General features: G+C 69.8%; 14 protein-coding genes. 8 read left to right on the top strand and 6 right to left on the bottom strand.

The features are described 5' to 3' along the window. Positions 1-86 precede the first annotated feature (86 nt). The 3 genes from OG379_RS12970 to era are packed head-to-tail and all read left to right on the top strand — an operon-like array spanning position 87 to position 2,436. Complete coding sequence (locus tag OG379_RS12970; RefSeq protein WP_393761868.1) at positions 87-1,007, top strand: helix-turn-helix transcriptional regulator; 921 nt, start codon at positions 87-89, stop codon at positions 1,005-1,007. Between the two features lie 49 nt (positions 1,008-1,056). Then, positions 1,057-1,410: a cytidine deaminase gene (locus tag OG379_RS12965; RefSeq protein ID WP_104785542.1), complete on the top strand. Its 354-nt coding sequence runs from the start codon at positions 1,057-1,059 to the stop codon at positions 1,408-1,410. 51 nt (positions 1,411-1,461) lie between these two features. After that, positions 1,462-2,436 carry a GTPase Era gene (era, locus tag OG379_RS12960; protein WP_187281951.1) on the top strand — a complete coding sequence of 325 codons (975 nt, stop codon included), beginning with the start codon at positions 1,462-1,464 and terminating at the stop codon, positions 2,434-2,436. Positions 2,437-2,480: 44 nt separating this feature from the next. On the opposite strand, the gene OG379_RS12955 is transcribed toward era, so the two are convergent. Both OG379_RS12955 and OG379_RS12950 read right to left on the bottom strand, forming a co-directional pair. After that, positions 2,481-2,747, bottom strand: a complete 267-nt coding sequence (locus OG379_RS12955) for a protealysin inhibitor emfourin (protein ID WP_393761865.1) — start codon at positions 2,745-2,747, stop codon at positions 2,481-2,483. Positions 2,748-2,809: 62 nt separating this feature from the next. Further along, the gene (locus tag OG379_RS12950) at positions 2,810-3,886 is read right to left on the bottom strand and encodes a M4 family metallopeptidase (protein ID WP_393761863.1); all 1,077 of its coding nucleotides are present in this window, start codon (positions 3,884-3,886) and stop codon (positions 2,810-2,812) included. 292 nt (positions 3,887-4,178) lie between these two features. Here OG379_RS12950 and leuA point away from each other — a divergent pair, with 292 nt between their 5' ends. The 4 genes from leuA to OG379_RS12930 all read left to right on the top strand — a co-directional run bounded on the left by leuA (position 4,179) and on the right by OG379_RS12930 (position 8,593). Further along, positions 4,179-5,972 carry a 2-isopropylmalate synthase gene (leuA, locus tag OG379_RS12945; RefSeq protein WP_104785538.1) on the top strand — a complete coding sequence of 598 codons (1,794 nt, stop codon included), beginning with the start codon at positions 4,179-4,181 and terminating at the stop codon, positions 5,970-5,972. A gap of 202 nt (positions 5,973-6,174) precedes the next feature. Further along, entirely contained in the window at positions 6,175-6,876 is a 702-nt protein-coding gene (locus tag OG379_RS12940) for a TerB family tellurite resistance protein (protein ID WP_393761859.1), read from the top strand. A 135-nt stretch (positions 6,877-7,011) separates the two neighbouring features. Further along, the gene (gene recO / locus OG379_RS12935; protein WP_104785535.1) at positions 7,012-7,758 is read left to right on the top strand and encodes a DNA repair protein RecO; all 747 of its coding nucleotides are present in this window, start codon (positions 7,012-7,014) and stop codon (positions 7,756-7,758) included. A 22-nt stretch (positions 7,759-7,780) separates the two neighbouring features. Continuing rightward, positions 7,781-8,593: an isoprenyl transferase gene (locus OG379_RS12930; RefSeq protein ID WP_393761857.1), complete on the top strand. Its 813-nt coding sequence runs from the start codon at positions 7,781-7,783 to the stop codon at positions 8,591-8,593. Positions 8,594-8,657: 64 nt separating this feature from the next. On the opposite strand, the gene OG379_RS12925 is transcribed toward OG379_RS12930, so the two are convergent. The 4 genes from OG379_RS12925 to OG379_RS12910 all read right to left on the bottom strand — a co-directional run bounded on the left by OG379_RS12925 (position 8,658) and on the right by OG379_RS12910 (position 11,853). After that, a complete protein-coding gene (locus OG379_RS12925) occupies positions 8,658-9,092 on the bottom strand; it encodes a Fur family transcriptional regulator (RefSeq protein ID WP_104785532.1) in 435 nt (144 codons plus the stop codon). Positions 9,093-9,157: 65 nt separating this feature from the next. Further along, positions 9,158-10,057, bottom strand: coding sequence for a metal ABC transporter permease (locus tag OG379_RS12920; protein WP_405668492.1), 900 nt, complete (start codon positions 10,055-10,057; stop codon positions 9,158-9,160). Beyond that, positions 10,057-10,833 carry a metal ABC transporter ATP-binding protein gene (locus OG379_RS12915; RefSeq protein WP_393761854.1) on the bottom strand — a complete coding sequence of 259 codons (777 nt, stop codon included), beginning with the start codon at positions 10,831-10,833 and terminating at the stop codon, positions 10,057-10,059. The genes OG379_RS12920 and OG379_RS12915 overlap by 1 nt, the downstream gene beginning before the upstream one ends. 42 nt (positions 10,834-10,875) lie before the next feature. Beyond that, positions 10,876-11,853: a metal ABC transporter substrate-binding protein gene (locus OG379_RS12910; protein WP_405662257.1), complete on the bottom strand. Its 978-nt coding sequence runs from the start codon at positions 11,851-11,853 to the stop codon at positions 10,876-10,878. 259 nt (positions 11,854-12,112) lie between these two features. Between OG379_RS12910 and OG379_RS12905 the strand changes: the two genes are divergently transcribed. Further along, positions 12,113-13,495, top strand: a complete 1,383-nt coding sequence (locus tag OG379_RS12905) for a glycine--tRNA ligase (protein WP_356707657.1) — start codon at positions 12,113-12,115, stop codon at positions 13,493-13,495. Positions 13,496-13,529 lie beyond the last annotated feature (34 nt).

Here is a 13,529-nt window from a genome sequence, read left to right as displayed (position 1 = left end):
TCCACCGGAATAACCGTGGGGAGCGGGCACTTATCCTGTTGGCCGCACCACCAGGCAGGCACGCGCACGGACACCAGGGGGAGTACGTGGCTTCACCGGCCCAGAACAGCGACGTCCGGACCAACACGGTCCGGACCGGCACCGACGGCAAGTCCCACCGGCTCGGTGAGCTGCGCGAGTTCCTGATGAGCCGCAGGGCCCGGGTCACCCCGGCCGAGGCCGGCCTGCCGGACGGCGGGGCGCGCCGGCGCACGCCGGGCCTGCGCCGCGAGGAGGTCGCCGTCCTCGCGGGCGTGGGCGTCTCCTGGTACCAGTGGCTGGAGCAGGGCCGCGACATCACCGTGTCACCGCAGGTCCTGGACGCCGTGGCCCGGGTCCTGCGCCTCAGCAGCGCGGAGCGCCGCCATCTCTACGCCCTGGCCGGACTCAATCCGCCGGCCCTGGAGGTCGACCCGGCCCACCAGGACATGTGCGCGGGACTGAACAGGCTCATCGACGCCTGGATGCCCTTCCCGGCCCACATCATGGACCGCTACTGGAACACCGTGGCCTACAACGACGCGGCGTCGGCGGTGCTCGGCATGCGCCCCGGGATCGTGCAGAACTGCATGATCGCGTTCTTCACCGACCCGGTGTACCGGGCGAGATCGAAGCACTGGGAGACCATCGCCCACCAGGTCGTCGCCCAGTTCCGGGCCGCGTGCTCCGAGCACCCCGGGGACGAGGGGTTCCGGGCCGTGGTCGCCGAGGTGAAGGAGCTCAGCCCCGAATTCGCGGCGCTCTGGGACCGGCGCGACGTCGCCCCGGGCGGCCAGGTCCGCAAGGAACTCCAGCATCCGCTCGTCGGTACGCTGCACGTGGAATCCACCCAGCTGCGGGTGCCCGCGCGCCCCGACCTGGTGATCGTGCTCCACACGCCGCTCCCGGACACCGGCACGGAGGCCAAGCTCCAGTGGCTCGACTCGCCCGAGGGCCGGCGCGGCTCGATGTACCCCGTCCCGGGATGAACGGACCCCGTCGACAGCCGGGCGCACGCCCCCTTCGTATGCTCAGCACATGACCGATAGCACCGACCTCGGCGCCGAGGACCGCAAGATCGTCACTCTGGCGCGCAGCGTCCGCGCCCGCAACGGGGTCCCGGAGGGCGCCGCCGTACGGGACGAGACGGGGCGTACGTACGCCGCCGGCACCGTGACTCTGGACTCGCTGAAGCTCAGCGCACTGCAGACCGCCGTCGCGATGGCGGTGGCCAGCGGTGCCACGTCCCTGGAGGCGGCTGCCGTCGTCTCCGAGGCCGCGACCTCCTCGGACGCCGACCGGGCCGCCGTCCGTGACCTGGGCGGGCCCGACACTCCCGTGCTGCTCGCGGGGCCCGACGGGACGCTCCGGTCCACGACGGCCGCGGGCTGATTCGGGCCGGCGGCGCCCTGCTGTGCAACGCCGCCGCCGGGATCGGGGAGAATGGGCGCCATGAGCGCTCGACCGAACACAGAAGCTGCTGCGCAGCAGGCTGAGAACACCGCCCCCCACCGGGCCGGCTTCGCCTGCTTCGTGGGCCGCCCCAACGCGGGCAAGTCCACCCTCACGAACGCTCTGGTCGGTCAGAAGGTGGCGATCACCTCCAACCGCCCCCAGACCACCCGGCACACGGTGCGCGGCATCGTGCACCGTGACGACGCCCAGCTGATCCTGGTCGACACGCCCGGCCTCCACAAGCCGCGCACCCTGCTCGGGGAGCGGCTGAACGACGTCGTGCGGACCACCTGGGCCGAGGTCGACGTCATCGGCTTCTGCCTGCCCGCGGACCAGAAGCTCGGCCCCGGCGACAAGTTCATCGTCAAGGAGCTCGCCGGGATCAAGAAGACCCCGAAGATCGCGATCATCACCAAGACCGACCTGGTGGAGTCCAAGGCGCTCGCCGAGCAGCTCCTCGCCGTCTCCGCGCTGGCCGACGAGCTCGGCTTCGAGTGGGCCGAGATCATTCCGGTCTCGGCGGTCAAGGACCAGCAGGTGAGCCTGCTGGCCGACCTGATCGCCCCGCTGCTGCCGGAGAGCCCCCCGCTCTACCCGGAGGGCGACCTCACCGACGAGCCCGAGATGGTCATGGTCGCGGAACTCATCCGCGAGGCCGCACTGGAGGGCGTACGGGACGAGCTCCCGCACTCCATCGCCGTCGTCGTCGAGGAGATGCTGCCGCGTGAGGACCGGCCGGCGGACAAGCCGCTGCTGGACATCCACGCGAACGTCTACATCGAGCGGCCCAGCCAGAAGGGCATCATCATCGGCCCGAAGGGGAAGCGGCTCAAGGACGTCGGCACCAAGTCACGCAAGCACATCGAGGCGCTGCTGGGCACGCCGGTCTTCCTCGACCTGCACGTGAAGGTCGCCAAGGACTGGCAGCGCGACCCCAAGCAGCTGCGGAAGCTGGGGTTCTGAGGCCGGGCCCGCTCCCGCCGACGCCCAGGCCCGGTGGGACGGGCCTACGCGCCTTCCTTGAGGACCCGGGAGATCAGCGTCCGCTGCGCCTCGGTCAGCCGTGGGTCCGCGCAGTCGGCCGTCCGGTCGCCCACCGTGATCCGGTAGCGGAAGCCGTCCGGCACACCCGCGGGCGGGCCGCCCGGGCCGGCGGCGAGCGCCGACTCGGCCAGAGCCTCCCAGTCGCCGGCGTCGGGCCGCCCCGAGGTCTCGATCTCGCCGTGGCGCGCGATGCCGGCGAACCCGCCGGTCCGGCTCACCTGGATGCGCATGCGTACCGGCTCCTGCCTGACACCTTGACCCCGCTCGGACGGCCCTGCGTGTATCTACCCGGTCAGCGGGTCGGCACGCCCACCTCCGACCATGCCTTGAGCACCGCCTCGGCCTCGTCGCCCTCCCCGAACCTGTGCTGCGCCGCCGCGACGGTCAGTTTGGCGAAGTCCTTGAAGGACGCGTCCTGGCTCAGCTCACCGCCGGTCAGCACGTCGAACCAGATCCGCCCCGCCCGCTCCCAGGCGTTGCCGCCGAGTGCCGTGGCCAGCAGGTAGAACGCCCGGTTGGGGATACCGGAGTTGAGGTGGACCCCGCCGTTGTCCTCGTCCGTGTCGACGTAGTCGTCCATCGACCCGGGCTGCGGGTCCTTGCCGAGCACATCGTCGTCGTACGCCGTGCCCGGAGCCTTCATCGAGCGCAGTGCGACGCCGCTGACCCGGGGGGCGAGCAGCCCCGCGCCGATCAGCCAGTCGCCCTGGTCCGCGCTCTGGCCCAGCGAGTACTGCTTGACCAGGGAGCCGAAGACGTCCGAGACGGACTCGTTGAGCGCGCCCGACTGGCCCTGGTACGCGAGGTTGGCCGTGTACTGGGTGAGGCCGTGCGCCAACTCGTGGGCGATCACGTCGATCGCGACGGTGAAGTCGAGGAAGATCTCGCCGTCGCCGTCCCCGAAGACCATCTGCTCGCCGTCGAAGAACGCGTTGTTGTACTTCTCGTCGTAGTGCACGGAGCCGATGAGCGGCAGCCCCTTGCCGTCGATCGAGCTGCGGCCGTACTCCGTGAGCAGCAGATCGAAGGTGGCGCCGAGTCCCGCGTACGCACGGTTGACGCTGGCGTCCTGGGTCGCTTCCTCGCCCTCGTCACGGACCTTGACGCCCGGCAGGTCCGTGCCGTGCCTGCAGTCGTAAAGGGTGCGGTGGGGCTTGGACGGGACCGGGTCGGAGGTGAGGACGGCCTGGGGGGTCCAGGCCAGAGCGGTCACCCGCCGGTGATGGCGCCGGGCCGCGTCGGCGTCCAGGGTGCGCCGTGCGGGATCGGCCAGGCGTGGGTCGTCGGACTGGGACAGCTTGTCGAGGACGTGGGGCGGCACGATGGTGCAGAAGACGGGCTGGAACCCGTTGTTCGGTCGAGGCTGCATACAAATGACTGTGGCACTCAGTCACCGCGCTGTCACTGGTTGCGATCGTGATTGACGAAATAGAGTGATGTATCACTGTTCCGCCTCCATGAAGAGGCGATCCCGCATACTGATACGGACCGACGCACCAGGCGCCCCTCGGTTAGTGTTGCCGCATCATGCGTTTCGGGCTGCTCCTTCTTAGCTGCCGCGGCGAGGGCCTGTAGTCGTAGGCCGGCTCCCTCCCCGCGGAGTTCGCTGTTGCAGCGACACAGTCGGCCGCCCCTGCTGGACCTCAGAGGAGCCGTACGCCATGACCGCAGTGAATTCCCCCGCGCACACCGATGCCGTCCCCGCCCCCGTCGGTGGCCCCACCCCGGTGACCAACGCGAAGCAGCTGCAGAAGCCTTCCGGGATGCCGGTCCACAAGTACCGCGGCTACGAGGCGGTGGACATCTCCGACCGCACCTGGCCGGACAACCGCATCACCGTGGCGCCCCGGTGGCTGTCCACCGACCTGCGTGACGGCAACCAGGCCCTGATCGACCCCATGTCGCCGGCCCGCAAGCGCGAGATGTTCGACCTGCTCGTACGCATGGGCTACAAGGAGATCGAGGTCGGCTTCCCGTCCTCCGGCGAGACCGACTTCGCGTTCGTACGCTCCATCATCGAAGAGGGCGCGATCCCCGAGGACGTGACGATCTCCGTCCTGACGCAGGCCCGCGAGGAACTGATCGAGCGCACCGTCGAGTCGCTGGTCGGCGCGCGGCGCGCAACCGTCCACCTGTACAACGCCACCGCGCCCACCTTCCGCCGCGTGGTCTTCCGCGGCTCGAAGGAAGAGGTCAAGCAGATCGCCGTGGACGGCACCCGCCTGGTCATGGAGTACGCGGACAAGATCCTGGGCGACGAGACGATCTTCGGCTACCAGTACAGCCCGGAGATCTTCACCGACACCGAGCTGGACTTCGCCCTGGAGGTCTGCGAGGCCGTCTGTGACGTCTGGCAGCCGGAGGAGGGCCGCGAGATCATCCTCAACCTGCCCGCCACCGTGGAGCGTTCGACGCCCTCCACCCACGCGGACCGCTTCGAGTGGATGTCCCGCAACCTGTCCCGCCGCGAGCACGTCTGCCTGTCCGTGCACCCGCACAACGACCGGGGCACCGCCGTCGCCGCCGCCGAGCTGGCGATCATGGCGGGTGCCGACCGCATCGAGGGCTGCCTGTTCGGTCAGGGCGAGCGCACCGGCAACGTCGACCTGGTCACCCTGGGAATGAACCTCTTCTCCCAGGGCGTCGACCCGCAGATCGACTTCTCGCAGATCGACGAGATCCGCCGCACCAGCGAGTACTGCAACCAGATGGAGGTCCACCCGCGCCACCCCTACGCGGGCGACCTGGTCTACACCGCCTTCTCCGGCTCCCACCAGGACGCCATCAAGAAGGGCTTCGACGCCATGGAGGCCGACGCGGCCTCCCAGGGGAAGACCGTCGACGACATCGAGTGGGCGGTGCCCTACCTGCCGATCGACCCGAAGGACGTCGGCCGCTCCTACGAGGCGGTCATCCGGGTCAACTCGCAGTCCGGCAAGGGCGGAATCGCCTACGTCCTGAAGAACGACCACAAGCTGGACCTGCCGCGCCGGATGCAGATCGAGTTCTCCCGGATCATTCAGGCCAAGACCGACGCCGAGGGCGGCGAGGTCACGCCGACGCAGATCTGGTCGACCTTCCGGGACGAGTACCTGCCGAGCCCCGAGAACGCCTGGGGGCGCGTGCAGATCCGCTCGGGTCAGACGACGACCGGTTCCGACGGCCAGGACACGATCACCGTCGAGGCCACCGTCGACGGCTCGGACACGGTGCTGACCGGCACGGGCAACGGCCCGATCTCCGCGTTCTTCGAAGCGCTGCAGGCCATCGGCATCGACGCCCGTCTGCTGGACTACACCGAGCACACGATGAGCGAGGGCGCGAGCGCGCAGGCCGCCTCCTACATCGAGTGCGCGATCGACGGCAAGGTGCTGTGGGGCATCGGTATCGACGCCAACACCACGCGCGCCTCGCTCAAGGCGGTCGTCTCCGCGGTCAACCGCGCGACCCGCTGACCCCGTCACGCGGTATTCCGGGCATACGTCCGATACCCCGCTGAACTGCCCGGCCCGAGAGCCCCGTTCACCCGCCAGGGGTGGGCGGGGTTCGGCCATATACCGGGGTTTTGACCTCCGGGATACTGACGCCACATCACGCATGTGGCTAACATCACGTCCAGCGCGGCAATGTTGCCGTGGGGTTACGGAGGTGTGCGACGTGCGGACAGCCAAAGGACAACGCGCCGTAAGACTGCGCATCTACGGCATCCGTACCGTCTGGGACACCGTCGGCGACGGAGAGTTCTTCTGCCCGTGCTGCGGGGGCGACCGCAACTACCGGCGCCTCACGGGACGCCACCGCCTCACCGTCCTCGGGCTGCCGCTGCTCGCCCGGGGAAGCGCCGGGCCCGTCGTCGAATGCGCCGCCTGCGGGACGCACTTCGCGCCCGACGCCCTCGACCACCCCACCACCACCCGCTTCTCGGCCATGCTGCGGGAGGCCGTGCACACCGTCACGCTCGCCGTGCTCGCCGCGGGCGGCACCACCTCCCGTACGGTCCTGGAGACCGCCGCGGCCACCGTCCGCGACGCGGGACTCGACGACTGCTCCCAGGAACAGCTCTTCACCATCGTCGAGGTCCTCGCCGCCGACACCGGTCCCGGCGACGGCACCGACCCCGCGGCCGAGGCCTGCGGCGCAGCCCTCGCCATAGAGCTCCACGAGGTCCTGACGCCGCTCGCGCCGCACCTGGCCGTGCCCGGCCGCGAGGCGGTCCTGCTGCGGGGCGCCAGGATCGCGCTCGCCGACGGGCCGTACAGCCAGGCGGAGCGCGAGGTGCTCACCACGGTGGGCGCTGCGCTCCAGCTCTGCCCCGCGGACACGGCGAAGCTGCTGGAGGCGGCGCGTACGCCTTCGTAGGCCCGGGTACGTCCCAGGGCCTCTCGTTCGGAGCATGCTGGCTCGCGTGCCCTGGCACCGCTCCCTGATCCAGCCTGATCCGGACGGAAGACCCTCAGAGGGCCTGCCGGTGTCCCGGTGGGCGACAATGGGTGCATGAGCTTGTTCCGGGACGACGGCGTCGTGCTGCGTACGCAGAAGCTGGGCGAGGCCGACCGGATCATCACGATCCTGACCCGCGGCCACGGGCGGGTGCGCGCCGTGGCACGCGGGGTGCGCCGCACCAAGTCCAAATTCGGGGCGCGGCTCGAACCCTTCTCCCATGTGGACGTGCAGTTCTTCGCGCGCGGCAGCGAGCTGATCGGCCGGGGCCTCCCCCTCTGCACCCAGAGCGAGACGATCGCTCCGTACGGTGGCGGGATCGTCTCCGACTACGCCCGCTACACCGCCGGCACCGCCATGCTGGAGACCGCGGAGCGGTTCACCGACCACGAGGGCGAACCCGCGGTCCAGCAGTATCTGCTGCTCGTCGGCGGGCTGCGCACCCTCGCGCGCGCCGAACACGCGCCGAACCTCATCCTGGACGCGTTCCTGCTGCGCTCCCTGGCCGTCAACGGCTACGCCCCCAGCTTCGTCGACTGCGCCAAGTGCGGAATGCCCGGCCCGAACCGGTTCTTCTCCGTCGCCGCGGGTGGCGTCATATGCGGCGACTGCCGGGTGCCCGGCAGCGTCGTACCCTCGGCGGAGGCCGTCGAACTGCTGAGCGCGTTGCTCAGCGGAGACTGGGAGACGGCGGACGCGTCCGAGGCGCGTCATGTCAGGGAGGGGAGCGGGCTCGTGTCCGCCTATCTGCACTGGCATCTGGAGCGCGGCCTGCGCTCGCTGCGGTACGTAGAGAAGTGACACAGGGAGACGAGAGAAGCCCATGGCAGTACGCGGGATGCTCGGTGGCCGTAACCGGCGTGAGTACAAGACCCCCGAGCCGCACCCCTCCGGCGCCACCCCGCCGAAGATCCCCGGCGAGCTCGTGCCCAAGCACGTCGCCGTCGTGATGGACGGGAACGGCCGCTGGGCCAAGGAGCGGGGTCTTCCGCGCACCGAGGGCCACAAGGTCGGTGAGGGCGTCGTCATGGACGTCCTCAAGGGCTGCATCGAGATGGGCGTCAAGAACCTCTCGCTGTACGCCTTCTCCACGGAGAACTGGAAGCGCTCGCCGGACGAGGTGAAGTTCCTCATGAACTTCAACCGGGACGTCATCCGCCGCCGCCGCGACGAGATGGACGAGCTCGGCATCCGCATCCGCTGGGTCGGCCGCATGCCGAAGCTGTGGAAGTCCGTCGTCCAGGAGCTCCAGGTCGCCCAGGAGCAGACCAAGGACAACGACAAGATGACGCTGTACTTCTGCGTCAACTACGGCGGCCGGGCCGAGATCGCCGACGCGGCGCAGCGCATCGCGCAGGACGTCGCGGAGGGGAAGCTCGACCCCTCGAAGGTCAACGAGAAGACCTTCGCGAAGTACATCTACTACCCGGACATGCCGGACGTGGACCTCTTCGTGCGCCCCAGCGGGGAGCAGCGCACGTCCAACTACCTGATCTGGCAGAGCGCGTACGCCGAGATGGTCTTCCAGGACGTCCTGTGGCCGGACTTCGACCGGCGCGACCTGTGGAACGCCTGCCTGGAATTCGCCCGGCGCGACCGGCGCTTCGGCGGTGCCGAGGAGATCACCAAGTCCTGAGACGGCGAGGAGGGGGCCCCGTCGCCGGGGCCCCCTCCTGGGCCGGTCGTCCTGTGCCCGGGGCTCAGCCCTTGGCGCCCGCGCAGTCCGAGCAGGTCCCGAAGATCTCCACCGTGTGGGCCACGTTCACATAGCCGTGCTGCGAGGCGATGGTCTCGGCCCACTGCTCCACGGCGGGACCCTCCACCTCGACGGCCTTGCCGCAGACGCGGCAGACCAGATGGTGATGATGGTCACCGGTCGAGCAGCGCCGGTAGACCGCCTCACCGTCGGTCGTGCGCAGCACGTCGACCTCGCCGGCGTCGGCGAGGGACTGGAGCGTGCGGTAGACCGTGGTCAGCCCGACCGAGTCACCCCGGTGCTTGAGCACATCGTGCAGGTCCTGGGCACTGCGGAACTCGTCGACCTCGTCGAGCGCCGCCGCGACCGCCGCCCGCTGCCGGGTGGACCGGCCGCGCACAGGAGCCGCGTTCGTGCCACTGATCGGCGCCGTCGCCACAGCTGCCTCCTCATGTCGCCCGTACGTATGTCGGGCCATTGTGCCAGCCCGCCCCGGCGGCACGGTCACACCCGAACGTCGTCCGAGGCCGGGCGGGCCGCCGGTACCTCAAGGGTGCACCGGTCCTCCTCGCTCACGCGTCCCTTGGCGCGCCTTCGGGCCAGCGGCGTGGCGAGCGCCGTCAGCAGGACGAACGCGGCGATGGCCAGCAGCACGATCGTCGCGCCGGGCGGCACGTCCTGGTAGTACGAGGTCACGGTGCCGGCCAGGGTGACGGCCGTACCGATGACGACGGCCAGGACGAACGTCACCTTGAAGGACTTCGAGATCTGCTGGGCGGCGGCGACCGGCACCACCATCAGCGCGCTGACCAGCAGCAGGCCCACGACCCGCATCGCCACGGTGACGGTGACGGCGGCCGTCACGGCGACCAGCAGGTTGAGCGCGCGCACCGGCAGCCCGGTGACCCGGGCGAACTCCTCGTCCTGGCTGACCGCGAACAGCTGCCGCCGCAGCCCCACGGTGACCAGCACCACGAAGGCGGCCAGCACGACGATCGCGGTGATGTCCTCCTCGGAGACCGTGGACAGGGAGCCGAAGAGGAACGAGGTCAGGTTGGCGTTGGAGCCGGTGTCCGAGAGGTTGATCAGCATCACCCCGCCCGCCATCCCGCCGTAGAACAGCATGGCCAGGGCGATGTCGCCGCGAGTGCGTCCGTACCAGCGGATCAGCTCCATCACGACCGAACCCGCCACGGCGACGAGCGTCGCCATCCAGACGGGGTTGGTGGAGAGCAGGAAGCCGAGGCCGACGCCGGTCATCGCGACGTGCCCGATGCCGTCGCCCATCAGGGCCTGGCGGCGCTGGACCAGATAGATGCCGATGGCGGGGGCGGTGATCCCGACCAGGACGGCCGCGAGCAGCGCCCGCTGCATGAAGGGAGGGTTCAGGAATTCCAGCATGATCAGGTCAGCAGTCCCGTCCGGACGGGCTCGGAGGCCGCGTGGGGGTGTACGTGGTCGTGGCCGGGCAGCGCGTGCTGGCCCACGGCCTCGGGGGGCGGGCCGTCGTGCGTGACACAGCCGTCGCGCAGGACGATCGCCCGGTCGATCAGCGGCTCCAGGGCGCCGAGCTCGTGCAGGACGAGCAGCACGGTCGCCCCGCCGGCGACCTGCTCGCGCAGCGTCGTGGCGAGGATCTCCTGGCTGGCCAGGTCGACGCCGGCCATCGGCTCGTCCATGATCAGCACCTCGGGCTCGGCGGCGAGCGCGCGGGCGATCAGGACCCGCTGGTGCTGGCCGCCGGAGAGGGCGTTCACGGAGTCCTTGGCGCGGTCGGTGAGGCCGACGAGCTCGATCGCCCGGTCGACGGCCGCCCGGTCGGCCTTGCCGAGCGGTCCGAACTTCGTACGCGACAGCCGCCCGGAGGCGACGACCTCGCGGATCGTGGCGGGGACGCCGCCCGCCGCCGTGGTGCGCTGCGGTACGTATCCGACGCGGCCCCACCGGCGGAAGCGGCGCAGCGGGGTGCCGAACAGCTCGACGGTCCCGCCGGTGAGCGGCACCTGGCCGATGACGGAGCGCACGGCCGTGGACTTGCCGGAGCCGTTGGCCCCGAGCAGGGCGACGACCTCGCCGCGGTGGACGGTGAGGTCGACACCGCGCAGCACCGGGCGGGCGCCGAGCGTCGCCGTGGCTCCGCGCAGGCTGATCACGGGTTCTGGCGTACTGGGCTCAGGCATGATCGCCTCCGGTGCTGCGGCTGGTTCGGGGTGCTGCTCGGGTCACTTCGCGCCGAGGGCCTTCTGCAGCGCGGCCAGGTTGGACTCCATGACCTCGATGTAGTCAGCACCCGCGGACTTGTCGGTAATTCCCTCGAGCGGGTCCAGGACGTCGGTCTTGAGGCCGAGGTCCTTCGCCAGGGTGCCGGCGGTCTTGTCGCTGGCGAGCGTCTCGAAGAATACGGTGGTGGCCTTGTTCTTCTCGGCGACGGAGTGGATCTCGCTGATCCGGGCCGGGCTGGGCTCGGCCTCGGGGTCGATGCCGGCGATGCCCTCCTGGGTGAGGCCGTAGCGCTCGGCGAGGTACCCGAAGGCGGAGTGCGTGGTGATGAACGTCTTCGTCGCGGTGTTCTTCAGCCCGGTCTCGTAGGCCTTGTCCAGCTTCTTCAGCTCGGCGACCAGGGTCTCGGTGTTCTTGCGGTAGTCGGCGGCGTTGTCGGGGTCGGCCTTCTCGAAGGACTTCCCGACGCCCTCGGCGACCTCGGCGTACTTCACCGGGTCCAGCCAGATGTGCGGGTCGAGGCCCGCCTCCTCGGAGTGCTCCTCGCCCTCGTGCTCCCCGCCCTCCTCGGCGCCGTGGTCGTGTCCGTCGACCTCGGAGCCGTGGCTCTCGAGCGTGGTGAGTCCGGCCGCGTCCACGGTGTTCTTCACACCGGCCTGTGCGACGGCGTCGTCGACCGCGGGCTGGACGTTCTTGAGGTACAGGATGTAGTCGGCCTCACTCAGGCCGCCGATCTGCCGGGGGGAGAGCTCCAGGTCGTGCGGCTCCACTCCCGGCTTCGTCAGTGAGGTGACGGAGACGTGCGAACCGCCGATCTCCTCGGTCAGGAACTGCATCGGGTAGAAGGACGCCACCACGTCCAGCTTGCCGTCGCTCCCGCCCTCGGCCGCGTCGGAGGAGGAGCAGGCGGAGAGCGCGGTGAGGCCGAGGGCGACTGCTCCGGCGACGGCGGCTGTGGGTATGAGGCGGCGTACGTTCATGACAGTCATTTTCAACAAAAGTGGAAACGATTGTCAACAAGGCTGATGAGATGCCCGGATCCGGACCCGGTGACCGCGATGCGCCCCACCGATTTGATATGGGGGGTGCGCCCGCCGGTAATCTGGGGTATTCGCCCGCCCGTCACCCGACCACCACCCCCCACCGAGGCGCTCCGCGCCCCTGTCTGTACGTCATTCCCCACCGAGGCGTTCGCGCCGCCCACCTGTCCAGTTCCGCCGTCGTAATGAAGAGAGCACCGTGGCCGCCGACAAGATCGACACCATCGTCAGCCTGAGCAAGCGCCGTGGCTTCGTCTATCCCTGCAGTGAGATCTACGGTGGCCAGAAGGCCGCCTGGGACTACGGGCCCCTGGGCGTCGAGCTGAAGGAGAACCTCAAGCGCCAGTGGTGGCGCTACATGGTCACCTCGCGCGAGGACGTGGTCGGTCTCGACTCGTCGGTCATCCTGGCCCCCGAGGTCTGGGTCGCGTCCGGTCACGTCGCCACGTTCTCCGACCCGCTCACCGAGTGCACCTCCTGTCACAAGCGCTACCGCGCTGACCACCTGGAGGAGGCGTACGAGGAGAAGCACGGCAAGCCCCCCGTGAACGGCCTGGCCGACCTCAACTGCCCCAACTGCGGTAACAAGGGCACCTTCACCGAGCCCAAGCAGTTCTCCGGCCTGCTCTCCACGCACCTCGGCCCGACCCAGGACTCCGGCTCGGTCGCCTACCTGCGCCCCGAGACGGCCCAGGGCATCTTCACCAACTTCGGCCAGGTGCAGCAGACTTCGCGCAAGAAGCCGCCGTTCGGCATCGCGCAGATGGGCAAGTCCTTCCGGAACGAGATCACTCCGGGCAACTTCATCTTCCGCACGCGCGAGTTCGAGCAGATGGAGATGGAGTTCTTCGTCAAGCCGGGCGAGGACGAGCAGTGGCAGGAGTACTGGATGGAGCAGCGCTGGAACTGGTACACCGGTCTCGGCCTGCGCGAGGAGAACATGCGGTGGTTCGAGCACCCCGCGGAGAAGCTCTCCCACTACTCCAAGCGCACCGCTGACATCGAGTACCGCTTCCGCTTCGGCGGCAGCGAGTGGGGCGAGCTCGAGGGCGTCGCCAACCGCACCGACTACGACCTCACGGCGCACTCCAAGGCGTCCGGCACGGACCTCTCCTACTTCGACCAGGAGAAGGGCGAGCGCTACACGCCGTACGTCATCGAGCCCGCGGCCGGTGTCGGCCGCTCGCTGCTGGCGTTCCTCCTCGACGCCTACAACGAGGACGAGGCCCCCAACGCCAAGGGCGTCATGGAGAAGCGCGCCGTGATGCGCCTCGACCCGCGCCTCGCGCCGGTCAAGGTCGCCGTCCTGCCGCTGTCCCGCAACCCGCAGCTGTCGCCGAAGGCCAAGGGCCTCGCCGCCGACCTGCGGCAGAACTGGAACATCGAGTTCGACGACGCGGGCGCCATCGGCCGCCGCTACCGCCGCCAGGACGAGATCGGCACGCCGTTCTGCGTCACCGTCGACTTCGACACCCTGGACGACAACGCGGTGACCGTGCGCGAGCGCGACACGATGAAGCAGGAGCGCGTCTCCCTGGACCAGATCCAGAGCTACCTCGGCTCCCGCCTCCTGGGCTGCTGAACGCACTCGGCCTCATAACGAAGCCCCCGGTTCC

Origin of the sequence: Streptomyces sp. NBC_01166 (assembly GCF_045039765.1) — a bacterium.
In the GTDB taxonomy this organism is placed as follows: Bacteria; Actinomycetota; Actinomycetes; order Streptomycetales; family Streptomycetaceae; genus Streptomyces.
Note: the sequence above shows the minus strand (reverse complement) of the source record. Positions and strands in the feature narration are given on the sequence as shown.